The sequence below is a fragment of the Streptomyces sp. CB01881 genome (assembly GCF_002953255.1).
GTDB lineage: Bacteria > Actinomycetota > Actinomycetes > Streptomycetales > Streptomycetaceae > Kitasatospora.
In genome coordinates this window covers 9,627,257-9,654,157 of record NZ_CP026498.1, presented here as the reverse complement: position 1 = coordinate 9,654,157, position 26,901 = coordinate 9,627,257, and the positions used below count along the sequence as shown (strand labels likewise).

The 26,901-nt window shown below is 73.7% G+C and carries 20 protein-coding genes; 10 read left to right on the top strand and 10 right to left on the bottom strand.

The genetic code is table 11. The annotated features are described in order from the left end of the window. The first annotated feature begins 188 nt into the window (after positions 1–188). Positions 189–2,783: a helix-turn-helix domain-containing protein gene (locus tag C2142_RS41755; protein ID WP_148646248.1), complete on the top strand. Its 2,595-nt coding sequence runs from the start codon at positions 189–191 to the stop codon at positions 2,781–2,783. A gap of 289 nt (positions 2,784–3,072) precedes the next feature. Further along, positions 3,073–5,304 carry a catalase/peroxidase HPI gene (katG, locus tag C2142_RS31640; RefSeq protein ID WP_148646247.1) on the top strand — a complete coding sequence of 744 codons (2,232 nt, stop codon included), beginning with the start codon at positions 3,073–3,075 and terminating at the stop codon, positions 5,302–5,304. A 90-nt stretch (positions 5,305–5,394) separates the two neighbouring features. Here katG and C2142_RS31635 read toward each other — a convergent pair whose 3' ends face one another. Further along, a complete protein-coding gene (locus C2142_RS31635; protein WP_148646246.1) occupies positions 5,395–6,072 on the bottom strand; it encodes a macro domain-containing protein in 678 nt (225 codons plus the stop codon). Between the two features lie 250 nt (positions 6,073–6,322). Here C2142_RS31635 and C2142_RS31630 point away from each other — a divergent pair, with 250 nt between their 5' ends. After that, positions 6,323–7,939, top strand: coding sequence for an ADP-ribosyltransferase domain-containing protein (locus tag C2142_RS31630; protein WP_148646245.1), 1,617 nt, complete (start codon positions 6,323–6,325; stop codon positions 7,937–7,939). A gap of 55 nt (positions 7,940–7,994) precedes the next feature. On the opposite strand, the gene C2142_RS31625 is transcribed toward C2142_RS31630, so the two are convergent. After that, a complete protein-coding gene (locus tag C2142_RS31625; RefSeq protein WP_148646244.1) occupies positions 7,995–8,774 on the bottom strand; it encodes an SDR family oxidoreductase in 780 nt (259 codons plus the stop codon). Positions 8,775–9,042: 268 nt separating this feature from the next. Between C2142_RS31625 and C2142_RS31620 the strand changes: the two genes are divergently transcribed. After that, a complete protein-coding gene (locus tag C2142_RS31620) occupies positions 9,043–10,230 on the top strand; it encodes an acyltransferase (protein WP_148646243.1) in 1,188 nt (395 codons plus the stop codon). Between the two features lie 78 nt (positions 10,231–10,308). Here the strand turns inward: C2142_RS31620 and C2142_RS31615 are convergent, their stop codons facing one another. From C2142_RS31615 to C2142_RS31605, 3 genes are all read right to left on the bottom strand, one after another. Continuing rightward, complete coding sequence (locus C2142_RS31615; protein WP_148646242.1) at positions 10,309–10,830, bottom strand: MarR family transcriptional regulator; 522 nt, start codon at positions 10,828–10,830, stop codon at positions 10,309–10,311. Positions 10,831–10,839: 9 nt separating this feature from the next. Next, the gene (locus C2142_RS41750) at positions 10,840–12,165 is read right to left on the bottom strand and encodes an alpha/beta hydrolase-fold protein (RefSeq protein ID WP_148646241.1); all 1,326 of its coding nucleotides are present in this window, start codon (positions 12,163–12,165) and stop codon (positions 10,840–10,842) included. Between the two features lie 129 nt (positions 12,166–12,294). Further along, on the bottom strand, positions 12,295–13,737 hold the full coding sequence (locus tag C2142_RS31605; RefSeq protein WP_148646239.1) for a DHA2 family efflux MFS transporter permease subunit: 1,443 nt from the start codon (positions 13,735–13,737) through the stop codon (positions 12,295–12,297). A 216-nt stretch (positions 13,738–13,953) separates the two neighbouring features. On the opposite strand from C2142_RS31605, the gene C2142_RS31600 reads away from it, so the two are divergent. Both C2142_RS31600 and C2142_RS31595 read left to right on the top strand, forming a co-directional pair. Then, positions 13,954–14,625 (top strand): ABATE domain-containing protein, encoded by a 672-nt coding sequence (locus tag C2142_RS31600; RefSeq protein WP_162002600.1) that lies wholly within the window; start codon positions 13,954–13,956, stop codon positions 14,623–14,625. Between the two features lie 547 nt (positions 14,626–15,172). Continuing rightward, positions 15,173–16,000, top strand: a complete 828-nt coding sequence (locus C2142_RS31595; RefSeq protein WP_148646237.1) for an SDR family NAD(P)-dependent oxidoreductase — start codon at positions 15,173–15,175, stop codon at positions 15,998–16,000. A 113-nt stretch (positions 16,001–16,113) separates the two neighbouring features. Here the strand turns inward: C2142_RS31595 and C2142_RS31590 are convergent, their stop codons facing one another. The 5 genes from C2142_RS31590 to C2142_RS31570 form a co-directional block, all read right to left on the bottom strand. Then, on the bottom strand, positions 16,114–17,793 hold the full coding sequence (locus C2142_RS31590) for an ABC transporter ATP-binding protein (RefSeq protein ID WP_148646236.1): 1,680 nt from the start codon (positions 17,791–17,793) through the stop codon (positions 16,114–16,116). Then, positions 17,790–18,710, bottom strand: coding sequence for an ABC transporter permease (locus C2142_RS31585; RefSeq protein WP_148646235.1), 921 nt, complete (start codon positions 18,708–18,710; stop codon positions 17,790–17,792). Before C2142_RS31585 ends, C2142_RS31590 begins: the two co-directional genes overlap by 4 nt. Beyond that, a complete protein-coding gene (locus C2142_RS31580) occupies positions 18,707–19,672 on the bottom strand; it encodes an ABC transporter permease (RefSeq protein WP_148646665.1) in 966 nt (321 codons plus the stop codon). The genes C2142_RS31585 and C2142_RS31580 overlap by 4 nt, the downstream gene beginning before the upstream one ends. A 52-nt stretch (positions 19,673–19,724) precedes the next feature. Then, positions 19,725–21,329 (bottom strand): ABC transporter substrate-binding protein, encoded by a 1,605-nt coding sequence (locus C2142_RS31575; protein WP_148646234.1) that lies wholly within the window; start codon positions 21,327–21,329, stop codon positions 19,725–19,727. A gap of 104 nt (positions 21,330–21,433) precedes the next feature. Beyond that, positions 21,434–22,120, bottom strand: a complete 687-nt coding sequence (locus C2142_RS31570; RefSeq protein WP_148646233.1) for a response regulator transcription factor — start codon at positions 22,118–22,120, stop codon at positions 21,434–21,436. 459 nt (positions 22,121–22,579) lie between these two features. Between C2142_RS31570 and C2142_RS31565 the strand changes: the two genes are divergently transcribed. From C2142_RS31565 to C2142_RS31550, 4 genes are read left to right on the top strand one after another with little or no spacing between them, the layout of a single operon-like run. Further along, positions 22,580–24,061 (top strand): FAD-dependent monooxygenase, encoded by a 1,482-nt coding sequence (locus C2142_RS31565; protein WP_148646232.1) that lies wholly within the window; start codon positions 22,580–22,582, stop codon positions 24,059–24,061. Positions 24,062–24,063: 2 nt separating this feature from the next. Beyond that, complete coding sequence (locus tag C2142_RS31560) at positions 24,064–24,390, top strand: TcmI family type II polyketide cyclase (protein WP_148646231.1); 327 nt, start codon at positions 24,064–24,066, stop codon at positions 24,388–24,390. Next, positions 24,387–25,667 carry a beta-ketoacyl-[acyl-carrier-protein] synthase family protein gene (locus C2142_RS31555; protein ID WP_148646230.1) on the top strand — a complete coding sequence of 427 codons (1,281 nt, stop codon included), beginning with the start codon at positions 24,387–24,389 and terminating at the stop codon, positions 25,665–25,667. Before C2142_RS31560 ends, C2142_RS31555 begins: the two co-directional genes overlap by 4 nt. Further along, positions 25,664–26,884, top strand: a complete 1,221-nt coding sequence (locus tag C2142_RS31550; protein ID WP_148646229.1) for a ketosynthase chain-length factor — start codon at positions 25,664–25,666, stop codon at positions 26,882–26,884. Before C2142_RS31555 ends, C2142_RS31550 begins: the two co-directional genes overlap by 4 nt. Positions 26,885–26,901 lie beyond the last annotated feature (17 nt).

Below are 26,901 nucleotides of genomic sequence, written 5' to 3'. Positions count from 1 at the left end.
AACTACCGGCAGATCCACGAGGTGGAACTGCCGCCCCGAGACCCCGGCCGGCCGTCTCGCCGGGGTGGGCTCGACCGCTCTGACCTGGGCCGATGGTGGTGGACCGGGGCGGACGGGGCATACTTCTGCCTCACACGGCCGATGTGGCACGAGTGGGGGCAGAAGTAGTGGCAGTAGCGGGGCGGAACATGGCTGGTCCGGACGGCACGGGGGCGGACACCGACGAGGCCGGTGAGTTCTGCCGCCTGCTGGCCCGGTACCGGGTGCGGGCGGGGCTGACGCAGGAGGAGCTCGCCGCGGCGAGCGGGATCAGCCTGCGCGCCGTCGGGGACATGGAGCGCGGCCGTACCAGGGGCCCCCAGCGCCGGACGGTGCAGGCGCTGGCCGGGGCCCTGCGGCTCGACCTGGGCCGGGCCGCCGCGCTCGAAGAGGCCGCCCGGGCCGGCCGCCCCCGGGGAGCCCGCGCCGCCGGTGCCCCGGCCGCCGTCGCACCCGCCGTTCCCGCCGCGCCCGCAGTCCCTGCCCCGCCCGCAACCCCCGCCGCGCCCGCAGCCCCCACGGTGGCCGCCGCCGCGGGGGGCGGCGACGCCGGGACGTACGCCCTGGCCCTGCCCCGCGACATCGCCGACTTCACCGCCCGCGATGACGCCCTCGCCCTGATCGGGACCCTGGCCGCCGACGGCGCACCCGCCCGCGACGGCGCACCTGCCCGCGAAGGCCTACCCGCCCGCGACGGCGAAGGGGTCGGGGAGGGCCAACCAGCCCGCCCCCGGGTCGTTCTGATCAGTGGTCAGCCCGGTCTCGGCAAGACCGCCTTCGCCCTGCACACCGCCCACACCCTGGCCCACCTCTTCCCGGACGGGCAGCTCTCTCTCGACCTGCGTGGCATGGCCCCCGAGCCCGTCACCGCCCGCGAAGCCCTCGGCCAGATCCTGCGCGCCCTCGGTGTGGCGGACGGCACGGTGCCCGCCGGCACGGAGGAGCGGGCCGGCCTCTACCGCGCCCTGGTCCGCGAGCGGCGGCTCGTCCTCGTCCTGGACAACGCCGCCGACGAGGGCCAGGTCCGGCCGCTGCTGCCCGGCTCCGGCCCGGCCCTGACCATCGTCACCAGCCGGCACACCCTGCCGGGGCTCGAATCCGTCCACCGCCTGCGGCTCGACGCCCTCACCCCCGCCGAGGCCGCGCTCCTGCTGGGCCGCATCGCCGGCCCCGACCGGATCGCCGCCGAGCCCGAGGCCACCGCCGAGCTCGCCGGTCTCTGTGGCTACCTGCCGCTCGCCCTGCGGATCGCCGGCCAGCGCCTGGTCGCCCGCCCGCAGCAGACCGTGGGCCACCTCGTGCGCCAACTCGCGGCCGAGGAAGACCGGTTGGACGTGCTGGCGACCGGAGACCTGGCCGTCCGGCCGGCCTTCGCCCTCTCCTACCGCAAGCTGCCCGCCGAGACCCGGCTGGTGCTGCGCCGCTGCGCCCTCACCGCCGGGTACGACGTCTCCGCCGCCGTGGTCGCGGCCTACGCGGACCTGTCCGTCCCGCGGACCGAGCGGCACCTGGAGCAGCTCACCGACGCCGGGCTGGTCCAGCTGTCGACCCCGGAGCGCTATCGGCTGCACGACCTGGTCCGGCTCTACGCGGGCGAGCTGCTCGCCACCGAGGAGACCCCGGAGGGTCTCGACGCCGTCCGCGCGCGGGCGGGAGGCTGGCTGCTGCGCCGCGCCACCGAGGCCGGCCGGCTCTTCGACCCGGACGTCGCCGACGGCGGACCCGGCTCGGGTTCCGGCTCCGACCCGGGCTCGGGCTCCGGCTCCCAGGCCCGCGGGGCCGGCCCCGGTGAGGAGCTCCGCCAGGACCCCGGCAGCGGCTTCGGCGCCGTACCGGGATCGGCCATCGCCCCGGGGGCGCTGCGCGAGGCCGCGCGCTGGCTGGAGGAGGAGGGCCCGGAGTGGCTGGCCGCCATGCGGCAGGCCTTCGCCGCCGGCCGGCACCGCGAGGTCATCGACACCGCGGAGGCGATGCACTGGTTCTCGGACCGGCTCATCAGCTGGGACATCTGGGCCGAGGTCTTCCAGCTCTCCGTCGACGCGGCCCGCGCCTGCGGCGACCGCCTCGCCGAGACCGTCCACCTGAACTACCTCGCCTGGACCTACTTCACCTGTCTCCACCAGTACCGGCGCGGTGCCGAACTCGCGGGCGAGGCCCTGGAGTCGGCCCGGCAGATCGGCGACCGGGAGCAGGAGGGCTGGGCGCTGATCTACCTGGCCGGATCGCTGCGGTTCCTGGTCCGGCAGCAGGAGGCCATCGACACGTACCACCAGGCCGCCGAGGTGTTCGCCACGGTGTCCAGCCGGTCCGCCCTGCTGGGCCGGCTGGTCACCCTGCGCGGCGCGGCCAACTGCCTGCGCGAGTCCGGCCGGGTCGAGGAGGCGGTGGAGTACCGCCGGCTCGCCCTGGCCGGGGCGCTGGAACTGGTGGAGCTCTGGTCCTCGCCGCTGCCGCACCTCATGGCCGCCTTCGCGGCCCACGAGCTCGGGCTCGACCGCGCGGCGCTGAAGCGCTGGCCCGCCGCCGAGAAGGCCTACCGGCAGGCTTTGGACCACTTCGAGGCGGTCGGCCGCCCCGACTCCATGACCAAGACGCTCACCGAGCTGGGCACCGCCCTGATCGAGCAGGGCCGCGCCGACGAGGCCCGCGAGATCCTCACCGAGGCCCTGACCGACCTCAGTGCCGACAACGGTCGCTCCCGCGCCCGCCACACCACCCGCCCGGGCGCCACGACGCCCTCGTGACCGGGCGGGGGCGGCGCGCCCCGCGGCCGCCCCGCAAGGCCGCCCATATCGGTTCACCAATTCAGGCCGACGGGAAACCGGAAGCCCATCAAATGGATATCCGATTTCCGATCGGATAGGGGCTGACACGCTTCCCGACCTGCAATCCGTCCATCGTGGGACCGGTTCCGGGGATAGCCTGGGGACAGAAAGACCCCAGTACGGCAGGGGACGACAGGGGCCCGCTCCCCGGATGTTCCACCGCTCGAGTTCCTGAACACCGTGATCCGCCTTGTACGGAAGGATTCCCATGTCTGAGAACCACGATGCAATCGTCGTAGATGCGAAGACCGAGGACGCGGGCGGCTGCCCGGTCCCCCACGGGCGGGCCCTGCACCCGACCCAGGGCGGCGGGAACAGCCAGTGGTGGCCGGAGCGGCTCAACCTGAAGGTTCTCGCCAAGAACCCCGCCGTGGCCAACCCGCTCGGCGGGTCTTTCGACTACGCCAAGGCGTTCCTCGCCCTCGACCTGCCGGCCGTCAAGCGGGACATCGCGGAGGCGCTCACCACCTCGCACGACTGGTGGCCGGCCGACTACGGCCACTACGGCCCGCTCATCATCAGGATGGCGTGGCACAGCGCGGGCACCTACCGGATCAGCGACGGCCGCGGCGGTGCCGGCGACGGCCAGCAGCGCTTCGCCCCGATCAACAGCTGGCCGGACAACGTCAGCCTCGACAAGGCCCGCCGCGTGCTCTGGCCGGTGAAGAAGAAGTACGGCCGCAGCCTCTCCTGGGCCGACCTGATGATCCTGGCCGGCAACGTCGCCCTGGAGTCGATGGGGTTCGGCACCTTCGGGTTCGGCGGCGGCCGTGAGGACACCTGGGAGCCGGAGGAGGACACCTACTGGGGCCCCGAGACCACCTGGCTCGGCGACGAGCGCTACACCGGCGACCGCGAGCTGGAGAACCCCCTCGGCGCGGTCCAGATGGGCCTGATCTACGTCAACCCGGAGGGCCCGAACGGCACCCCGGACCCGATCGCCGCGGCCCGCGACATCCGGGAGACCTTCCGCCGGATGGCGATGAACGACGAGGAGACGGTCGCCCTGATCGCCGGCGGCCACACCTTCGGCAAGACCCACGGGGCCGGGCCGGCGGACAACGTGGGCCCCGACCCGGAGGCCGCCCCGATCGAGCAGCAGGGCCTCGGCTGGAAGAGCACCTTCCGCACCGGCAAGGGCGGCGACACGATCACCAGCGGCCTGGAGGGCGCCTGGACGGCCACCCCGGTGAGCTGGGACAACAGCTTCTTCGAGACCCTGTTCGGCTACGAGTGGGAGCTGACCAAGAGCCCCGCCGGCGCCTACCAGTGGAAGCCGAAGGACGGCGCCGGGGCCGGCACCGTGCCCGACGCCCACGACCCGTCGAAGAGCCACGCCCCGACGATGCTCACGACCGACCTCTCCCTGCGCCTCGACCCCGTCTACGAGCCGATCTCGCGCCGCTTCCTCGCCAACCCCGACGAGCTGGCGGACGCCTTCGCCCGGGCGTGGTTCAAGCTGACCCACCGTGACATGGGCCCGGTCGCGCGGTACCTCGGCCCGGAGGTCCCGACCGAGCAGCTGCTCTGGCAGGACCCGCTGCCGGCGGTGACCCACCCGCTGGTCGACGCCGCGGACGTCGCCGCCCTCAAGGCCCGGGTCGCCGACTCCGGCCTGTCGGTGTCCGAGCTGGTGTCCACCGCGTGGGCGGCCGCCTCCTCCTTCCGCGGCAGCGACAAGCGCGGCGGTGCCAACGGCGGACGCATCCGCCTCCAGCCGCAGAGCGGTTGGGAGGTCAACGAACCCGACCGGCTGGCGACGGTGCTGCGTACCCTGGAGGGCGTCCGGACGTCCTTCAACGCGGAGCGGACCGGGGGGAAGCAGATCTCGTTCGCCGACCTGGTGGTGCTCGCGGGCGCCGCGGGCGTCGAGCAGGCGGCCAGGAACGCCGGCTTCGACATCGAGGTCCCGTTCACGCCGGGCCGCGCGGACGCGTCGCAGGAGCAGACGGACGTCGAGTCCTTCGCCGCGCTGGAGCCCGGCTCCGACGGGTTCCGCAACTACATCGCCAAGGGCGACCAGCTGCCGGCCGAGTTCCGGCTGATCGACCGGGCCAACCTGCTGACCCTGAGCACGCCCGAACTGGCGGTCCTCGTCGGCGGCCTGCGCGTCCTGGGCGCCAACCACGGGCAGACGCCGCTCGGCGTCCTCACCGCGACCCCCGGCTCCCTGACCAACGACTTCTTCGTCAACCTGCTCGACCTGGGCACGGCCTGGACGCCGGCGACGGAGGACGCCGCCACGTTCGAGGGCCGCGACGCCGCCACCGGCGAGCTCAGGTGGACCGGCAGCCGCGTCGACCTGATCTTCGGGTCGAACTCCGAACTGCGCGCGGTGTCCGAGGTCTACGCGAGTGACGACGCCAAGGAGAAGTTCGTCACGGACTTCGTCGCGGCCTGGGACAAGGTGATGAACCTCGACCGGTTCGACCTCTCCTGACCGCGGTGTCCGGGCCGGCCCCCGTGCCGGGTCGGCCCGGACCCCGCGCGGGGCCGGACCTCGGGCCGGCCGCCGGGCTCAGCACCGGGCTCAGCGCCGGGCGGTGCGGCGCGCCGGCGGCGCTATCCGCACCGGCTTCTCGACGGGCGCGTTCTCGATGTCGTCCAGCTGGGCGACGATCGTGCTGCGCAGGTCGTCGTAGTCCTCGAAGCAGTGGTCGTTGAAGAGCGTGTAGCCCGACCACATCAGGTTGGCGCACACCCGCGCCGGCACCCGGCCGGTCCGCGCGCCCATGCCGACCAGCGCCACCGAGCCGATGCTGCCGGGCGTCTGCGCGTTCTGCCGGTGGACCGCCTGGAACGCGGCGGCGCACGCGAGGGCGACGTTCAGGGTCTCGCTGACGTTCTGCGAGGACTCCTCCATCGTCGGCGCCGAGATCAGGAACCTCGGGTTGGCCGCCCCGGACGGCACGCAGACCGCGCTCCCCACCGGGAGCCGCCCCCCGAACCCGGCGCGGATCGCCCGCTGGACGCGCAGCTGGATGCCCGCCCCGAGGTGCCGCTTGACGACCGCGTCCACCCCGCCGTCCATCCGCCCCCGGGAGTTGGTCGGGCTGACCCAGGCGTCGACCTGCTGGTCGAGGATCGAGCCCTGGCGGATCGCGATCTCGGGGTTGCCGGCGAACGCCGCCCGCCACGCCTCCACCACCGTCGTGCTGACGTCGCTCAGTACGACCTTCAGCGGCGGCTGTACGCGGTTCACGCTCATGCTTCACTCCCCGTTCGAGGCACGGTCCTTCTACCGGTCACGAAGCTAGCGGGCCCCACTGACACCGGTACTCGTGGCCGGGTTCCCGCCGGCCGTGGCGCTCCCGCCGACCGGCGCAGAGCCCGGATCCCCGCATCGGCGCAGGCTGTCGGTGGGCTGACGTAGTGTCCGGAACCGTCACGGGGAGAGCGGCCGACGCGCCGGTCGTCCCCCTCCCGCAGCACCGTCCGACAGTTCGGAGTCCTCCGCCATGAGCGATGCCAACGCCCCCGCCACGCCCGACCCGGCCGACCCGCTGGCCCTCGCGGAGCTCTTCGCGGGCGGCGGCGAACCGTGGCTCCCGCTGCTGAAGCCGGTCATCGAGGCGCAGCCGGACGCGGCCGCGTTCATCGGCCCGGGCCGCGGCCAGCAGGTCGTCCCCGTCCGCGAACTGACCTTCCAGGCGCTCAAGCCCCACGCGCCGCACAAGTGGAAGGTCGTGGTCTTCGGCCAGAACCCGTACCCGAGGCCGGAGAGCGCCACCGGCATCGCGATGTTCGACAACACCTTCCACGACTGGAAGGACAGCCAGTTCGGCAGGGTCGTCAGCATCCGCTGCATCATCAAGGCGGCGGCGATGTGGAAGTACGGCATCCCCAAGAAGACCCCGATCGCCGACATACGCGCGCTGCTGAAGAAGGAGGACACCGTCCAGCCGCCGGAGTGGTTCCAGGCGATGCTGACGCAGGGTGTCCTGCTGCTGAACGCCTCGCTCACCGCCGGCAGCGACGAGGCACGGGGGACCGACCGGCACGCCGTCTTCTGGCGGCCCGTCGCCGAGCGGATTGTCGAGGAGATCCTCAGGGCGAAGCAGGACGCCGACGAGGAGGACCGTGGCGTCGTCTTCGCGTGGTGGGGGGCCCACGCGCGCAACCTGAAGAAGGTCGTCCTCCGGCTCCAGGAGAAGTACCCCGACGTCGACGTCCGGCACATCGACCACGCCAACCCCGCCGCGCAGGGCGACATCTTCTGTGACGACGACCACTTCACCACCGTGAACGCGGCCCTCGCCTCCCAGGGCGCCGACGAGATCGACTGGCTCCCGAGCAAGGGCTGGAACGAGCGCGCCGCGGAGGCCGGCGGGGCGGACGGCGGCACCGCCGAACGCATGGGCGCCTTCATCGCCTCCACCATGGAGCTGCACCAGCTCTACCTGGAACGGCTCGCGAGCGTCAAGGACGAGGGGCTCGTCCTCCCGGAGATCACCGGGGTGTTCGACACCCCGCTGATGGATTTCCGCGAGGCCGTCGCCCCGGTCGCCGGGCTGCTCGCCGGGCTGGACCGGCACGTCGGGCAGTCGCACGAGTTCGGCCGGGCGCGGGTGGACGGCGCCTCCGGCGGCCTCTCCGCCGACGCGATCGCCGCGCTCCACCTCTACACCTGCGAGTCCGCGTTCTACCGGGAGATCAACGCCGTGCTGCGCTCCCCGGACCGGGCCAGGCTCGTCCCGTACCTCCCCTACCTGCGGCTGCTGTTCTCGGCGGTGTCCCAACTGCCGTTGCGCACCGAGCCGTTGTGGCGCGGGGTGTCGCTGGACCTGCGCGCCCAGTACCCGCTGGGGCGGACCGTGACGTGGTGGGGCGTCTCCTCGTGCACGTCCGAGCCCGGCGTGGCACGGGGATTCCTCGGCAGCCGCGGCAAGCGGACGCTCTTCGAGGTGCAACCCGCCCGCGCGGTGGGCATCCGCAGCTTCTCGGCGTTCACCGGCGAGGAGGAGTTCATCCTCCTGCCGGGCACGCAGCTCAAGGTGACGGACGTGAAGACCGAGCGCAGCGGCCTGTGCACCGTGCGCCTGACGGAGCTGGACGATCAGACCCTCGTCTCCTGAGCGTCCGCCCGGGTACCCGGCCCGCCGCCCCGGGCGGCGGGCCGGCCGCACCGGCCTACCAGGCCAGCTCCACGCCGTCCGGGGTGCCGTCCTCGGCGCGGAACGTCCCGGTCGGGCCGTCGTCGCCCAGGGTCGCGAGCAGCACCGGGATGCGGGCGCCCCGCCGGGCGGTGAGCCGGCCGCGGTGGCCGTTGAGGTCCGTCGCCACGAACCCCGGCTCGGCCGCGTTGACCAGGATCGCGGTGTCCCGCAGCTCGTTGGCGTAGGTCACGGTGACGGCGTTGAGCGCGGCCTTCGACGTGTTGTACGCGAGCAGGGCCGGGAAGACCCCGGGCGGGAAGACCCCGGTCGGGTCGTCCTTCGCGGCCCCGTGGGCGAGCGAGCCGAGCACGCTGCTCATGTTGACGATCCGGCCGGCCGGTGAGCGGCGCAGCAGCGGCAGCACCGCGTTGGTGACCCGCACGACGCCGAAGACGTTGGTCTCGTACGCGGCCCGCACCTCGGCGACCGGGGTCTCGCTCGGCAGGACCTCCGGGCCGGCGACACCGGCGTTGTTCACCAGGACGTCGAGCCGCTCGACCTCGCCGGCCAGCCGCCCGGCCGCCCGGGCGACCGAGGCGTCGTCGGTGACGTCCAGCGCCAGCACGCGTGCGTCGATGCCCTCCGCCCGCAGCGCCCGCCCGGCGGACTCGCCGCGGGCGGCGTCCCGGGTGCCGAGGTAGACGGTCCCGCCCAGCAGGCCGAGCTCACGGGCCACGGCGAAACCGATTCCCTTGTTGGCGCCCGTGACGAGTGCGACCGGGGAACCGGGGGAATTCGGGGACTTGGCAGACATGGCTACTCCGGCTCTGGGCGGGGAAACGGACGCGTCGCAAATATCGGTCCCTGAGGTATTCCTGTCAAGCGTCCGCCGGCCTCACCCGGAGCTGACACATTCTTATGATTCATTTGTCGAAAGGCCCGTTGACCCGCTCGGAGCGCATTGTTACGTTCGACCGGCCGTCCGAATTTCGCGAATGGGGTCGCCCACGTTCTCCGCGAGTTCCCGATCGTCCCATCGACGTTGACGGTTTCACGGCGTCTTCGAAGCGGAAAGGACCAGCATGCCCACCCCCTCCGGTACCGTCCCCCAGGAGCAGCGGACCGCCGGCGCGGCCGGACCGTCGGCCCTGGCGCGGCTCCCCTCCCTGACCGGGCTGCGCTTCGTCGCCATCTGCGTCGTCTTCGCCTCGCACGCGGCCCTGTTCGGCGCCCTGCGCACCGGCCGCGACTACTCCGTCCTCTACCCGCTCGGGGCCCTCGGCGTCTCGCTGTTCTTCATCCTCAGCGGATTCGTCCTCACGTATTCCGCCCGGAGCGGGGACACCGCCCCGGCCTTCTGGCGCCGGCGGTTCGTAAAGATTTATCCGGCCCACCTGGTCGCCTGGACCGCCGTCATGCTCCTCATCTGGGCGGGGAACGTCCCGAGGGTCCCGCCGGGCTCCGCGCCGCCGCTTTCGCACGACCTCGCCAACCTCTTCCTGGTGAATACCGTCGCGCCCGGGTGGTGGTCGGTGGACGGTGGCAACGGGGTGGCCTGGTCACTCGTCTGCGAATTGTTCTTCTACGCGCTTTTCCCGGTGCTCCTGCCCCTCGTCCGGCGGATTCGGCCCGAGTGGCTGGTCGCCGGCGCGGTCGCGGCCGTCGCCGCCGCCTGGCTGGTCCCGCTGCTCGCCCTCGGTCTCGGCGGAGCGGCGACCGGCAGCCCGCTGGGGGCCGATCTCTCCGTCGACCAGCTCTTCTACGCCTACTTCTGGCCGGTCGGCCGGCTGCCCGAGTTCGTCCTGGGCATGGTGCTCGCCCGGCTCGCGGTGCACCGGCCGCGGACCCGGGTCGGCATCGTCCCCTCGGCCGCCCTGGTCGTCGCCGTCCTGGCGGCGGGCCCGCACGTGCTGTCGTCGGTGTTCCTGCTGACGGCGGTCACGGTGGTGCCGCTCGCCCTGCTCATCCGGGCCACCGCCGCGGCCGACCTCAACGCGACCCGGTCCCTCCTGCGGTCGCCGCAGGCGGTCTTCCTCGGGGACATCTCCTACGCGTTCTACCTCCTGCACTTCACGGCGTTCATGGCCCTGTACCACTACCTGCCGCAGAGCTGGCCGAACGCGCTGCTGGTCGTCCTGGTGTTCGTCCTCGGCCAGCTCGCCGCCTGGCTGCTCCACGCCCGGGTGGAGGTGCCGGGGATGCGCCGCTTCGCCGTCTCGCGTGCCCGGCGTCGTGCCGCCGCGCCGTCGTCGGCGGCCGGCCACCCCTGACAGGTCGGCCACCCCTGACAGGTCGGGCGCCGCACGTGCGGCCAGGACACCCACGCGTCCGGGTCGCACGTGCGCCCGTCAGTCCGGCGCCGTCACGTATCCCGCCTCGGCCATCGCCGCGAGCATGTGGTCCTGAACCCGGACGAGGACGTCCGCGGCGCGGCCGAGTTCACCCGGCAGCGCCTGCGCGAAGGCCTCCGCGAGCAGTTCGCAGCGGGCGGCCCGGACGCGCTCCAGGACCCGGCGGCCGTCCGGGGTGATCGCGATCAGCCCCGAGCGGCCGTCGGCCGGGTCCGTGCGGCGGCCGACGAGGTTGCCGGCCTTCAGCGGGCGGAGCTGCAACGAGACGGTCGAGACGTCGACGTGCAGACAGTCCGCCAGGTCGGACACCCGCATCGCCCCGGCGACGTCGAAGTGTTCCAGCAACCGCAGCGCGCTGGGCGAGAGGTCACTGTCCGACAGCCGGGCCACCTCGGCGCGGACGTGCCTGCTCTCGCTCCACCGCACCGCCGCCGAGAGCGCGACCTCCAGGCGGGCCAGCTCCGGTGCGGCGGAGGGCTTCTTCGGTGTCGCTCGGGGCGCCGTCCTGGGTGAGGTCATCCGACCAGGCTACGCCGGGGCCTGCCCGCCACGAGCGGTGCGGTGCGCGGCGGCCGGGCCCCCGGGAGGTCCGAGCAGCGTCGCGAGCCCGTCGGCGAACCTCCCCGGGAGCCAGACCCAGTCGTGCCCGCCCGGGAACTCGTCGTAGGTGAGGCGGTAGCCCTTGCCGGCCAGCACGGTGCGCAGGTGCCGGTTGGACGCCAGCATCGTGGCCAGGCCGCTGGGGAAGACGTCGTCGTCGAGCAGTCCCGCCGCCAGGTAGAACTCCAGCGGCAGCCGCTCCGTGGAGGCGTACTGCCGCGCGAGCCAGTCGGGTCGGCCGTCCCGCTTCGCGCCGAACGCGCCGATCAGCGAGATCACCTTCCCGAAGACGTCGGGCCGGCGCCACGCCGCGTACATGGCCGTCAGACCGCCCAGGCTGGCGCCGCCGACGACCGTCGTCGTCGGCCGGGGCCGGACACCGAAACGCTCCCGGGCCCAGGCGAGGAGCTCCTCGCCGAGGAACGTGCAGTAGGCGTCCGACAGGTGGAGGTCGCGCGGCCGGTGCTCACGCGGGTCGGGCATCAGCGCGATGAACGGGACGACGTCCCCGGCCGCGACGAGCCGGTCGAACACGGCGGCGATCGAACCGATCTCCAGGAGCTCCCAGCCGTCCAGCAGGACCACGACCGGGGTGTCCTCGCCGGGCACCAGCCCCGCCGGGGTGTAGGTGTGGACGGGGGACGGGCGGCCCAGCGCCGCACTGCCGACCTCGTGGACGGCCGTGCGGCCGGCCCCGGCCCCGGCCCCGGTCCGGTCCGGGTGGGCCGGGCGGGCCGGGGCCGCCAGGTCGAGCAGCGAGACCGTGCGACCCCAGGGCGACAACGGGAGCCCCTGGTCGGGGTGGTGGACGGCCCTGGGGTTGTACGGGTCGGCCCGGCGGCCGGCGAAGTGGGCGGCCCAGTCGAAGGCACCGCCGGCCGACCCGGGGGAGACGTCCCGGGTGAAGGCGTAGGTGACCCGCGTGTCGCACGGCAGCCGCAGGCTGACGTGCCAGATGTCCGTCCCCGCGAGGTTGGCCAGCTCGAACTCCGCCGCCGCGGCGGGGGACACCCCGTCGCACAGCGTCCACGGACCGGACGCCGCCGGGGCACGGAGCAGGAACGTGACGCAGACGGCCGAGGGGTCGCCGGCGATCGGCTCGACGAGCGGCGTGGTGGCCGCTTCGACCACCGTCCAGAACTCCGCCGAGGCCGCCAACGTGTTCACCCCGGCGGTGAGTTCGGCCAGCAGAGGGCTCTTCAGGACCGTCCGCCACGGCCCGGCCCGGTCGGGCCTCACAACATCGTTCGTCATCCTGCTTCCCTGCGGCGTGGTCGGTGGGACGGGACCGGCGGCCGTTGCGGCCGGGCGCCCCGCCCCGGGGGAGGGGCGGGGCACCGGGCAGAGGAGTGGCGCCGGTCAATGGGGGCGTGGGCTTTCGGCTCAACCCGCCTGCGTGGCGGCCTCCTCCAGCGACGGCTCGGCGGCGGGGGCGGGCTCCGGCAGCCCGGGCAGCAGGAAGCTCGCGCCGAGGATGAGCGCCACCGCACCGAAGACGAACCAGTAGGCGCCGTGGAACCCGCCCGCGGTGGAACCGCCGCCCACGGTCTGCAGGATCAGGGTGATCACCGCGATGCCGACCGCCGCGCCGAGCTGGTTGAGGATGAACAGGGCCGAGCTGCCCTGCGGGACGAGGTGGGGCGGCAGCGTGCGGTACAGCGAGCCCATCGTCGGGGCGCCGACGAAGCTGAGCCCGACCCCGAACACGACGGCGCCCAGCACCGGCCAGACGTCGGACGTCCCGGAGCCGATCGTGGTGAGGACCAGTACCCCGACGGCCCCCGCCACGGCACCCCAGCGGGCGAGCGCGCGCGGTCCGAGCCGGTCGGAGAGCCGGCCGGCCAGCGGCATGGCGGCGGCGCAGCCGATGCCGTAGGGCGCCAGGAGCAGGCCGGCGCCCAGGGCGCCGCGCCCGTGCAGCTGCTGGTAGTAGAGCGGCAGGATGAACAGGTTCGCGAAGGTGGCCATGCCGATCAGGGTCATCACCGAGACGGCGGCGGAGAAGCTCGGCCTGGTGAACAGCCGCAGGTCGATCAGGGGTGGCGTGCCGCGCTCCCGCAGGGCGTGGACGGCGTAGGCGGCCAGCAGTGCGGCCCCGGCGGCGAGCGGCACCAGCACCGGCCAGACGGTGAACGCCGCATGGTCGGCGGCCTGGTTCATGGCGAGGACGAGCAGGGCGAAGCCGGGGCCGAGCAGTGCCACGCCGACGAGGTCCAGGCGGACGGGGTTCTCCTGCCCGGCGGGCTCGTCGACGGGCAGCACCCGGAGGGCGCCGAGGAACGCCGCCGCGCCGAGCGGCAGGTTGATGAAGAAGATCCAGTGCCAGTCGAGGGCCTCCAGCACGACGCCGCCGACGATCAGACCGAGCACGGGGCCGGACGAGAGGACCACGCCCATCAGGCCCATGACGCGTCCCGCGCGGGTGGGGCCGGCGGCCCGGGCCAGGATCATCAGGAGGAGCGGGTCGAGGATTCCGGCGCCGAGGCCCTGGACGACGCGGAAGGTGATGAGGCTGGCGATGTTCCACGCGAGCCCGGCGGCCAGCGAGGCGGCCAGGAACAGCACCAGGCCGAAGAGCCAGAGCCGTTTCACGCCGAAGCGTCCGACGGCCCAGGTCGTCACCGGGATCGCGACGGTGAGGGCCAGCAGGTAGCCGGTGGACACCCAGCCGACCGTGCTCAACGAGGTGTGGAAGTGCTGGGCGAGCGTGTTCACGCCGACGGCGACCACGGTGCCGTCGATGATGCCCATCGTCCCGCCGAGAAGGATCACGCTGATCAGTCGCCTGAGCGCGGGTTCCAGACGGTCGTCTGCCGCAGCGGTCATGAAGGTTCGTCTCCCGTGAGAAGGGTGCGAATGAAGGGTGCGAATGGCGAGGACGGTGCGCCGGGCCGAGCGACGGGGCCACCGGGCCGGTCGGGCGGGGAGAGGGCGCGCCGTTGAGGAGGCACCGGAAGCTGACTAATACTTGGAGAGCCCCCGTTCCATTAGGAGAGTATGCCCGTGCCGGACGATGACGCAACGATTGGTTACAATCTGTTAATGATCGGCGAGGTGCCCCGGGAGCCGCCGCGCCGTTGCGGGAGTGCCGAGGGAGTGGGTGACGTGGTGACGGTCGAGGGCGGTCTGGTCCTGGTGACGGCTCAAGGGGGGCCGCTGGCAGTGGAGTTCGCCAACACGATCTATCCCCACCGGCGTGTCCTCCAGGATCACCTGCGGGACGGGACCGCGGCCGCGCAGTGGCTGCAGGACAGGGCCGGCGCCTTCCGTCCGGCACTCGCGGCGGGCGGGGCGGGCGGGCTGGACGACGCCGGCCTGGCCCGTCTGGTCGGCCTGCGGGACGCCGTCCGGGACGCCCTCCACGCGGTGGTGACGGACGATCAGATACCCGGCCCGGCGCGTGCGGTGATCAACACGGCCAGTGCGCTGTCGCCGCGCTGGCCGGTCCTCGACTGCGGTGCGTCGATCGAGATCGTCTGCGGCACCGGGACGGATCCGGTGGCCGAGGCCATGGCCTCGATCGCCCAGTCCGCCGTCCACGTCCTCGGCGGTCCGCTGCGGCCGCTGGTGCGGATCTGCCCGGCCGAGGGCTGCCCGATGTTCTTCGTCAAGGACCATCCGCGGCGTGCCTGGTGCACTCCGGCCTGCGGCAACCGCAACCGGGTCGCGCGCCACCACGCCCGCCGCCAGGTCGAGTCGGACCCGGTGGCCTGACCGGGCGCCTGATCCGCCCCGGCCCGGCCCGGAGCGCCCCGGCCTGTCCTGTCCTGATCCGTCCTGTCCCGGCCCGTCCTGCTCCGGCCCGTCCTGCTCCGGCCCGTCCTGTCCCGGCCCGTCCTGTCCCGGCCCGTCCTGCTCCGGCCCGTCCTGCTCCGGCCCGTCCTGCTCCGGCGTGGCCGTCCGATCCGGCGTGCCCCGGCCCGGGTGACGGATCGTCGGCCATATGGTTTGATTGCTCAAACTAAAGGGGTAGGTCTCCGGCGCCCGGGTCACGAAGGCGCGGATCCCCGGCGCGCCCGCCGGCCCGCGGCGAGCCCGCATCCCGTGCCCGGCTCGCGCCCGTACACCGGCCCGGCACACCCGCGTGCGGCGCTGCCCGCCGGACCGGGCGCCACGGGCGGACCGCCGCCGTACCGGGCACCACCGCCGGACCACCGCCGTACCGGGCATCACGGGCGGACCACCGCGGCCGGCGCCGGCGGCGCTCCCGCCGCAGCCGTCGGCAGGAGACCCCGAACCACCGTCATCCGAGAGGGAACCCATGGCCACAGCAGTCATCACGGGCGGGACCGACGGCATCGGCCGCGCTCTCGCCGACACCTACCTGGACCGCGGCCACGAGGTGCTGATCGTCGGCACCAGCGAAGGGAAGGGCCGGGCGTTCGTGGAGTCGGCCGGCCGGCGCGGGGCCGGCGACCGGGCGCGGTTCCTCCAGGCCGACCTCAGCCTGGTCGCGGAGAACCGCCGCGTGATCGACCGGATCGCGGAGCAGTACCGGGCGGTCGACGTCCTGGTGCTGGGTGCGCGCTACCACCGGTCGACGCGGGCGGAGACCCCGGACGGGTTCGAGAGCAACTTCGCGCTCTACTACCTGAGTCGCTACCTGCTCAGCCACGGCCTGGTCGGGCTCCTCGGCCGTGCCGAGCGCGCGACCGTGCTCAACTTCGGCGGCTCGGGCCTCACCGGCCCCGTCCGCTGGAACGACCTGCAGCTGCGCCGCAACTACCCCGGCACGGGCGCCCTCGGCCACGGCGCGGCGCTCTGCGACCTCCTCGGCGTCCACTTCACCAGGGCCTACGCCGACACCCCCGTCCACTACGTGCTGAACCATCCCGGGGTCGTCTCCACCAGCTTCGCCGGCGAGTACGACGCCTTCACGGCGGCCCATGTCGACGGGCTGCGGACGTCGGGCAAGCCGGTCTCCCTGGCCGTCGCGCAGATCCTCCCGTACCTCGACGCGCCCCCGGCCCGGCTCACGGCCGTCCTGGAGGGCAGGCAACTGCCCACCGACACCCCTGCGTTCGACCCCGCGGCCGCCGAGCGCCTGCACACGATCACCGAGAAGCTGCTCGCCGACCTGCCGCGGTGACGGGCGGCGGGTGACCCCGGACCGGGCCGGGCGGACGTGTTCCGCCGGGCCCGGTCCCCGGCGTTCCCGGGCGCCCGGAGGCGGCCGGCGAAGGGCGGACGCCGCCGGGGCCCTCACCGGGCGAGACCGCCCGGCACGGCGGCCAGCAGCTCCCGGGTGTAGGGGTGCGAGGGCGACGCGAACACCTGCTCCACCGGACCGGTCTCGACGAGCCTCCCGCCGCGCATCACGCCGACCCGGGAGGCGATCTGACGGACGACCGCCAGGTCGTGCGAGATGAAGAGGAGGCCGAGCCCCAGCTCGGCCCGGAGTTCCGCGAGCAGGTCCAGGATCTGTGCCTGGGACGACACGTCGAGCGCCGACACGGGCTCGTCGCACACGAGCAGGTCCGGGTCCAGGGCCAGGGCGCGGGCGATGGCGACGCGTTGGCGCTGGCCGCCGGAGAGCTCGGCGGGGCGCCGGTCCAGCAGCGCGGCGGGCAGGCGCACCCGGTCGAGGAGGGTGGCGGCCCGGCCGGCGCGTTCGGCGCGGGAGCCGATCCGGTAGGCGCGCAGCGGCTCGGAGACGATCTCGGCGACGGACAGCCGGGGCGACAGCGAGGCGTAGGGGCTCTGGTGGACGAACTGCATCCGGCGGCGCAGCCCGCGCAGTGCGCCGCCGCCCAGGCGGGTGACGTCCTGCCCGTCGAAGGTGATCCGGCCGGAGGTCGGGTCGGTGAGGCGTACCAGCATGCGCGCGGTGGTCGACTTGCCCGATCCGGATTCGCCGACCAGGGCGAGCGTCTCTCCGCGCCCGATCCGCAGGCTGACGCCGTCGACCGCCCGCGCCCCGGGGTGCCGGTCGCCCCGGTGGCCGGGGAACTCCTTGACCAGGTCCTCGGCCAGGAGCAGGTCCCCCGCGCCGGCCGGGCGGTCCCCGGGCCCGTCCGCCCCGTCCCCGGCGGCCGCCGTCCGGCTCCGCAGCGCCGCCCGCGGCCGGTCCGGGCCGGGGTCCGTCGTCGGACTCCCGCCCGGGGCCGCCGCCAGCAGGGCGCGCGTGCAGGGGTGGGCGGGAGCGTCGAGGACCTGCCGCACCGGGCCGCTCTCCACCACCTCGCCGCGCTCCATGACGGCGACCCGGTCCGCCCGGTCGGCGGCGACGCCGAGGTCGTGGGTGATCAGCAGGACGGCGATGCCGCGCTCGCGGGTCAGCGCACCGATGTGGTCGAGGATCCTCCGCTGGACGGTGACGTCCAGTGCGCTCGTGGGCTCGTCCGCGATGACCAGCCGCGGGCGGGCGGCGAGCGCGATGGCGATCAGCACCCGTTGGCGCATGCCCCCGGACAGTTCGTGGGGGTAGCGGCGGGCGACCGACTCCGGGTCGGGCAGCCCGGCCTCGCCGAGCAGCTCCAGGGCCCGGCGGGCCGCCTCCGGCCGGGCGGCGAGCCGGTGGATCAGCAGGACCTCGGCGACCTGGCGTCCGATGCGCTGCACCGGGTTGAGCGCGACCATCGGGTCCTGCGGGATCAGGCCGATCTCGCGGCCCCTGAGCCCGCGCAGGGCGGCGTCCCCGGCACGGGCCAGGTCGGTTCCGGCGAACACGATCGCGCCCCCGTCGAGCGAGCCGCCACGCGGCAGCAGCCCCAGCACCGCGTGCGCCGCCGTGCTCTTCCCGGAGCCCGACTCGCCGACCAGCGCCACGACCTCGCCCGGCCGCACGCTCAGGTCGACGCCCCGGACGGCGGGCACGGTGCCGGCCCTGCTCCGGTAGGAGATCCGCAGCCGCCGGATGTCCAGCAGCGGTCCGTCGGTCATCGTGCCTCCTGGTCTTCACCGTCGAGGGAGCGGGCGATGCGGTTCGCGGCGAGCACGGTGGCCGCGATGACGAGCCCCGGCAGGGTGGTGAGCCACCACGCGGTGGCGAGGTGGTTGCGGCCGTCCGAGACGAGCGAGCCCCACTCGGGGGCGGGCGGCTGCGCGCCGTAGCCGAGGAAGGAGAGCGAGGAGACCTGGAGGACGACCGCGCCGAAGTCGATGGCCGCGTAGACCAGCACCGGCCCCGCGGAGTTCGGCAGCACGTGCCGCAGCAGCACCGCCGGCCACCGGTTGCCGGACGCCCGCGCCGCCTCCACGTAGGTGGACCGCCTGACCTTCAGCACCTCGGCGCGCATGATCCTGGCGAACGTCGACACGCTGGTCACCCCGACCGCCAGCGCCACCTTGAGGGTGCCGAACCCGAGCGCCGTCACCAGCGCGAGCGAGAGCAGCAGGCCGGGGACGGAGAGCAGGACGTCGGTGAGCCGCATCACCACGTCGTCCACGGCGCCCCCGCGGTAGCCGGCGAGCAGCCCCGCCAGCGAGCCGGCGACCAGTCCGACGGCCACGGCGAGCACGGCCGCCTGCACGGTGGGGAGGGCGCCGTGCACGACGCGGGCGAGGAGGTCCCGGCCCAGCTGGTCCGTGCCGAACGGGTGGCCGGGGCCGGGGGGCAGCAGTTTCTCCCGCGGCGCGGCGGCCAGCGGGTCGTACGGGGAGAGCAGGCCGGGGAGGAACGCGGCCGTCACCAGGACGGCGACCAGGAGCGCCGAGAGCACCAGGCCGGGCCGGAGCAGCCAGAACCGGGCGTGGCGGCGGAACGGGGACGGCGCCCCCGCAGGCTCCGCGGCGGCGGCCCGTGGAAGGTCCCCCGCGGAGGCCGGGGCGTCCGCGTCCGGGACGGTCGGTTCGGTCATGTCCGCACCGCCGGCCTGGTCGTCGTGGTCGTCGTGGTGATCCGGGGGTCCAGCAGCGGCTGGAGGAGGTCGACGGCGAGGGTGGTCAGGACGAACGTGACGGCGCCGAGGACGACCACCCCCTGGACGACCGGGATGTCCTGCGCCGTCACGGCGGCCGCCGTCTCGCGTCCTATCCCGGCACGGGCGAAGACGGTTTCGACGACCACGGCGCCGCCCAGGACGTTGCCCGCCATGATGCCGGCCAGCGTCAGGGACGGGACCGACGCGTTGCGCAGGGCGTGTCCGAACAGGACCCGCCGCCGGCTCGCGCCCTTCGCCAGGGCGGTCTGGATGTACGGTTCGGCCAGCGCCGTCCGCAGGCCCTTCGCCAGGACCTGCGCGATCAGGGCGGCTCCCGGCAGGGCCAGCGTGACGGACGGCAGTACCAGGGCGGCCGGCCCCGCGTCGCCGAAGGCGGGGAAGAGCCGCCAGCGGAACGACAGGAGCTGTACCAGCACCAGGCCGACCCAGAAGGTCGGGGCGGACACCCCCAGCGCCGGCAGCGAGAGGAGGAGCTGGCGCAGCCAGCCGCGCCTGGTCCAGCTGCCGGCCAGCGCAAGGGCGGTCCCCAGGGTCACCGCCAGCAGCATGGCGGCGGCGGCCAGTTGGACGGTCGTCGGGAGTGCCTGCCCGAGCAGGTCGGTGACCTTCACACCGCTCTGCACGGAGCGCCCGAGGTCGCCCTGGACGGCGTGCAGGAGCCGGGTGGCGTACTGGTCGGCGGCCGGCCGGTCGAGCCCGTACTGGTGGCGCAGCGCATCGATCTGCGCCTGGGTGACGGTGCTGGCGTCGCCGCCGCCCGAGGCCATGATCGTCGCAGGGTCGCCGGGGAGCAGGTACAGCACGCCGAAGGAGAGCGTGTAGGCGGCCCACAGTACGAACACGGCCTGGAACAGCCGTCGTAGGAGATAGTTCCTCATCATCGCCTTCGGGAGGCCGGGTGGGGGAGGTGTGCGGGAAGGGGCCGGCCGGTCAGGAGAGCCAGGCGTCGTGGAACTGCACCTGGGAGGAGGAGCCGAGGCTGACGCCGTGCACCCCGGTGCTCAGCGCGTACACGCTCGTCATCTCGAACACCGGTATCTGGTAGGCCTGTTCGAGTACCCGGCGCTGCGCCCTGGCGACGAGGTCGGCGCGCTTGGCGGGGTCGGCCGCGGCGGCCTGCGCGTCCAGCAGGGCCTGCAGCTCCGGGTCCTGGATGTGGGACAGGTTGAGCAGCTTGTCGGAGAAGGCGCTGCGCAGGATGTCCGGGTCGGCCCTGGTGCCGTTGCCCCAGGCGAGGTCGTAGTCGCCGCTCTTCTGGGCCAGTTGGTAGTCGGGGATGGTCAGGACCCTGAGCGTGATCCCGATGCCGGCCTGCTTCACCTGCTGCTGGACGAGTTCCAGGACGGACTTGTTGGGGCCGAAGTTGGTGGCGAGGATGACCTTGAGGTCGAGCTTCACGCCGTTCTTCGCGCGGATGCCGTCCGGGCCGGGCGTCCAGCCGGCCGCGTCCAGCAGCCGTCCCGCGGCCGCCGGGTCGTGGGCCAGGAGCTTGGAGTTGTCCTGGTAGGCGGTGGTGGTGCTGGACAGCGAGCTGGTGGCCGGGCGGTAGTTGCCGCTCAGGACGGTGTCGACGACCTCCTTGCGGTCGACGGCGATCTCCAGGGCCCTGCGCACGGCGATGTCGCCCGGCTGGGGCCGGGAGGTGTTGATGCTCAGCGCCACGGGCACGCCGGGGTTCGAGCGGGCCAGCAGGGTCACGCCCAGGCCCTTGAGCGCCGCCTCGTCCTGCGGCGCGACTCCGGCGATGGCGTGGATCTGCCCGGACCCGAGGCTGCCGGTGCGCACCCCGGACTCCGGGACCACCGTGAAGCTGATCCGCTCCAGGTAGGCGGGGCCGGCGTGTCTCCACAGGGAGGATCCCCCCGCGTAGTCGGCGCGCCGGCTCAGCTCCACCGACTTCCCGGGCGTGTAGCCGTCCAGGTTGAAGGGGCCGGAGCCGGTCAGCGGGCCGGCGCAGAGGCTCTCGGGGCTCCGCTTGAGCGTGGACGGGGCCAGCAGCCCGAGCGTGGAGGTGGAAGTGGCCTGGAGGAACTGGGCGTTGGGCTGGTCGAAGGTGACCTTGGCGGTGTGGGTGTCGACGACCTCGGTGCTCCGGTAGCCGCTGAGGTAGCCGGAGCCGGGGATCGACTTGGCGCCGAGCTGGAAGACGGCGTCGAGGTTCTCCTTGACGGACTGCGCGTCGATGGGCGTGCCGTCGCCGAAGGTCAGGCCGTCGCGCAGGTGGAAGGTGAACGCCGACGCGTCCGGGCTGACGTCCCAGGAGGCGGCGATCCAGGGGACGATCCTGCCGGTCGCCGGGTCCTGGTCGGTCAGCGAGTCCACCAGCCCGCGGGCGGCGTAGACGGCGTCGTTGGTGACCGCCTGGTGCGGGTCGACGCAGGTCGGGTCCGAGCCCAGCGCGAAGGTCAGGTGACCGCCGGCGTGCGGCTCGGCCCGGTCGCCGCCGTCGGAGGGGGCCGAGGAGCAGGCGGCCAGCGCCAGCGACAGGACGACGGCCGAGGTGAGCAGGCCGGCGGGGTGGCGTGAGTCAGGCATGGGCGGGGCCTTTCGGGCGCTAGGTGGTGTGAGGCGGGGCGGCGGGGGCCCGCCGCCCCGGGACGTGCGCGGGCGGCCGGTGGCCGCCCGTTCGCGGGAGCCGGTCAGGCGTGCCCCATCCGGAACCCGATCCCGCGGAGCGTGACGATCCAGCACGGGTCGCCCAGCTTCTTGCGCAGCGCGCTGACGTGGGTGTCGATGGTCCGGCTGGCCTTGGCGCCCAGCGGCCGGCCGTCGTACTGGTAGTCCCAGACGTCGGCCATCAGCTGGGCGCGGGAGAACACGGTCTGCGGCTTCGAGGCGAGTTGGTGGAGCAGGGAGAACTCGATGCGCGTCAGCTTGACCGGCCGGCCGTTGATCCGGGTCTCCCGGGTGTCCGGGTCGATGCACAGGGAGCCGATCGCGATCGGCTGCGACCGGGGGAGGGCCGCCGGCCGTGAGCCGGCGCGCCGCAGGACGGCCTCGATGCGCGCGAGGAGTTCCCGGAAGCCGAGCGGCTTGGCCATGCAGTCGTCGCAGCCGGCCTGGAGGGACAGGATGCGGTCGAGGTCGGTGCCGGGCTCGGTGAAGGCGATGATGGGGATGTCACTGGCGGCCCGCAGCAGCCGGCAGACCTCCAGTCCGTCGATATCGGGCAGTGCAAGGTCGATCAGGAAGAAATCGGACTTCGGATACCTTTCGAGCGCCTCGGCTCCGGTCCGGCAATGGTCGGTGTCAAATCCGTGGCGCCGTAGGGCGGCACTCAGGCCGTCGACCCCGATCGTGTCGGAATCCGCTACCAGTACCTGCATGACTCTCAAGCCCCCGTGAAGATCGTTCGAATCGCATTGAGCAGGTTAGCCCCGTTCCGGTGTGCGTCAAAGGTCTGGCGAGGCATTTAACGCTGCTGCAAAGTTCTGGCAACTGTCGTGCACATAAGCCTAGTTGGCAGGCACGGAGTGGCGGCCGAGCGTCAAGGGGCATGCCGTTCCCCTGACGGTTCCTTAAAACTCCCGGGGGGCTCCCGAGGCCTCCCGGCAGCGGCCGCGGCAGCGGAATGACAGGTTCCGCCCGGGGTGGCCTGACGTTTCCCTGACAGGTATTTGCAGATAACCTTGACTTTTTTGCTTGAATCCTGCACCGGCCGTGGCGGAAGATTTTCGTGTCCGGCGGAAACCCGGGCGGAGCTTTCCGGGTCATTGCGAACCCTCGTGAATTACTGAACCCGGGAAGAGTTCACACGCGATTGCCGCTTCGAACGGGAGAGGTGAATGAGCGCTTCGGTGGTCATTGCGGGAGCCGGGCCGGCCGGGCTCGTGCTCGCCGGCGAACTGAGATTGGCGGGCATCGATGTCGTGGTCCTGGAACGCCTTTCCCGGCGGACCGTGGAATCGCGCGGAATCGGGCTGACCATCCGCACCGTCGAGACCTTCGCCCAGCGCGGGCTGCTGCGCCGCTTCGGCGACCTCGGCACCAGCGACCAGGGGCACTTCGGCGGCGTCCCGGTCGACCTCGGCGTCCTGGGCGGCGCGTACCGGGCCGCCAAGACGGTGCCCCAGTCCGTCACCGAGACCGTCCTGGAGAACTGGGCGGTGGAGCTCGGCGCCGACATCCGGCGCGGCCACGAGTTCCGCTCCTACCGGGAGGAGGGCGCCTCCGTCCTGGTGCGGGTCGGGACCCCGGCCGGGGAACGCACCCTGCGGGCGGACTACCTGGTCGGAGCCGACGGCGGGCGGAGCACCGTCCGCAAGGCCGGCGGCTTCGACTTCCCCGGCAGCGCGGCCACCACCGAACTGCTGCTCGCGGACGTCCGGGGCATCGACGTGAGACCCCGGATGACCGGCGAGCTGCTGTCCGACGGAATGGTGATGTCCGCGCCGCTGCCCGGCGGCGTCCACCGCGTCATCGTCGGCGAGCGCGGCGCGGCGCCCCGCAGGCGCGGCGGTCCGCCGACCTACCAGGAGGTCGCCGACACCTGGAAGCGGCTCACCGGGGACGACATCTCGCACGCCGAACCGGTCTGGGTCAGCGCCTTCACCGACGCGGCGCGCCTGGTCTCCCAGTACCGCCGGGGCCGTGTCCTGCTCACCGGCGACGCCGCGCACATCCACCTGCCGGCCGGCGGCCAGGGCATGAACACCGGCATCCAGGACTCGGTCAACCTCGGCTGGAAGCTCGCCGCCGTCCTGCACGGCACCGCACCGGAGTCACTGCTGGACACGTACCACGACGAGCGGCACGAGGTGGGCCGGCAACTGCTCGCCGACACCGCCGCCCAGGGCCGGCTGATCCTCGGCGGCGCGCAGGCGCAGCCGCTGCGCGACGTCCTGGCCGAGCTGACCGGCTACCAGGACGTCAGCCGCCACCTCGCCGCCAAGGTCAGCGGGCTGGCGATCAGGTACGACGTCGGGCCGGGCGCCAACCCCCTGCTCGGGGCGCGGCTGCCGCACCTGGAACTGACCGTGCGGGGGCGCGCGGTCGGCAGTACCGCGCTGCTCCGCGCCGGCCGCGGCGTCCTGCTGGACCTCGCGGACAACCCGCACCTGCGACGCCGCGCGGCGCCCTGGCGCGAGCGGATCGACATCGTCACCGCCACCCCGCACGGCGGCGGGACCCCGCTCGACGGCACCACCGCCGTGCTGGTCCGCCCGGACGGCTACGTCGCCTGGGCCGGCCCCGGCAGCCACCACGACCTTCCCACCGCACTGGACCGCTGGTTCGGTCCCGCCCGACGCGAATCCCGAGAGAGGTAGAGATGTACAGCACACTGATCGTCGCCCGCATGGAACCGGGCTCCGCCGAGGAGGTCGCGGAGCTCTTCCGAGCCTTCGACTCCGGGCAGACGCCGCACCTCATGGGCACCCGCCGCCGCGAGCTCTTCTCGTACCGGGGCCTCTACTTCCACCTCCAGGACTTCGACGGCGAGGACGGCGGAGGGCGCATCCAGAGCGCCAGGACCGACCCCCGGTTCGTCCGGATCAGCGAGGACCTCAAACCGCACATCGAGGCCTACGACCCCGCCACCTGGCGCTCCCCGGCCGACGCGATGGCCCGCCGCTTCTACCACTGGAGCGCGTCGTGAGCCGCCCGCCCGGCCGCCGGGTCGTCATCACCGGAGTCGGCGTCACCGCCCCGGGCGGCATCGGGGCCAAGGACTTCTGGCAGCTGCTGACCGACGGACGCACCGCGACCCGGCGGATCTCCTTCTTCGACCCCTCGCCGTTCCGCTCCCAGATCGCGGCCGAGGCGGACTTCGACGCCGAACTGTCCGGGCTCTCCCCGCAGGAGATCCGCCGGATGGACCGCGCCGCCCAGTTCGCGGTGGTCACCGCCCGGGAGGCGGTCGCCGACAGCGGACTGGACTTCGCCGCCCTGGACCCGCACCGCATCGGCGTGGCCATCGGCAGCGCCGTCGGCGCGACCACCGGACTCGACCAGGAGTACCGCGCGGTCAGCGACGGCGGCCGCCTCGACCTCGTCGACCACGAGTACGCCGTACCCCACCTGTACAACTACCTGGTGCCCAGCTCGTTCGCGACCGAGGTCGCCTGGGCCGTCGGCGCGGAGGGTCCCGGCACCGTCGTGTCCACCGGGTGCACCTCCGGCATCGACGCCGTCGGCTACGCGACCGACCTGATCAGGGACGGGGCCGCCGACGTGGTGGTGGCCGGGGCGAGCGACGCCCCGATCTCGCCCATCACCGTCGCCTGCTTCGACGCGATCAAGGCCACCACCGCGCGCAACGACGACCCGGAGCACGCCTCACGGCCCTTCGACGCCAGCCGCACCGGGTTCGTCCTCGGGGAGGGGGCGGCCGTCTTCGTCCTGGAGGAGCTGGAGAGCGCACGCCGCAGGGGCGCCCACGTCTACGCCGAGGTGGCCGGCTACGCGACCAGGTCCAACGCCTTCCACATGACCGGACTGCGCCCGGACGGCGCCGAGATGGCCGAGGCGATCCGGGTGGCGCTCGACGAGGCCCGGCTCGGCCCCGACGAGATCGACTACGTCAACGCGCACGGCTCCGGCACCAAGCAGAACGACCGGCACGAGACCGCCGCCTTCAAGCGCAGCCTGGGCGAGCACGCCTACCGCACGCCCGTCAGCTCGATCAAGTCGATGGTGGGTCACTCGCTGGGCGCCATCGGGTCGATCGAGATCGCGGCCTCCGTCCTGGCGATGGAGCACGGCGTGGTGCCGCCCACGGCCAACCTGCACAACCCCGACCCGGAGTGCGACCTCGACTACGTGCCGCTGACCGCCCGCGACTGGCGCACCGACGCGGTGCTCTCGGTCGGCAGCGGTTTCGGCGGGTTCCAGAGCGCCGTGGTGCTCGCCCGGCCCGACCGGAGCGCCCGGTGACGGCCCGCCCGGTGGTGACCGGGCTCGGCATCGTCGCCCCCAACGGCCTCGGGCTGGAGGAGTACTGGGCGGCGACGCTCGAAGGGCGCAGCGGCATCGGACGCATCACCCGCTTCGACCCCACGGACTACCCGTCACGGCTCGCCGGCGAGATCGGCGGATTCACCGCCCGGGACCACCTGCCCGGCAGGCTGCTGCTCCAGACCGACCGGATGACCCAGCTGGCCCTGGTCAGCGCCGACTGGTCGCTGGCGGACGCCGGGATCGACCCCGCGGAACTGGCCGACTACCAGGCCGGGGTGATCACGGCCAGCCACTCCGGCGGCTTCGAGTTCGGGCAGAACGAGCTCAAGGAGCTGTGGAGCAAGGGCGGCCGGTACGTCTCCGCGTACCAGTCCTTCGCCTGGTTCTACGCCGTCAACAGCGGCCAGATCTCCATCCGGCACGGGATGAAGGGCCCCAGCAGCGTCGTCATCAGCGACCAGGCCGGCGGCCTCGACGCCCTCGCCCACGCCCGGCGCCAGGTCCGCAAGGGCACCTCGCTGGTGGTGGCCGGCGCCGTCGACGCGTCGATCTGCTCCTGGGGGTGGGTGGCCCAGCTGGCGAGCGGCCGACTGGCCACCGGTGAGGACGCCGAACGCGCCTACCTGCCCTTCGATCCCGCCGCCCGCGGCCACGTCCCCGGCGAGGGCGGCGCGCTGCTGGTCGTCGAGGACGCCGGCCACGCGCGGGCCCGCGGCGCCGGGAAGATCTACGGCGAGCTCGCCGGGCACGCCGCCACGATGGACCCCAAGCCGGGCAGCGGGCGGGCGCCGGGCATCGAGCGGGCGATCGGGGAGGCGCTCCGGGACGCCGGGATCGGCCCCGCGGAGGTGGACGTGGTCTTCGCGGACGCCGCCGCGGTCCCCGAGCTCGACCGCGTCGAGGCCGAGGCGATCACCAGGACCTTCGGGCCGCACGGGGTCCCGGTGACGGCCCCCAAGACCATGACCGGGCGCCTCTACTCGGGCGCCGCACCCCTGGACGTCGCCGCCGCGCTGCTGAGCATCCGCGACGGGGTCGTCCCGCCGACCATCGGCACCTCCCCGGCCGACGCCTACGACATCGACCTGGTCGTCGGTGCCCCGCGCCCCGCGCCGGTGCGCACCGCGCTGGTGCTGGCCCGCGGCCAGGGCGGGTTCAACTCGGCCCTGGTCGTCCGCGCCGCCGGCCGCTGAGACCTCGGCCCGGCCCC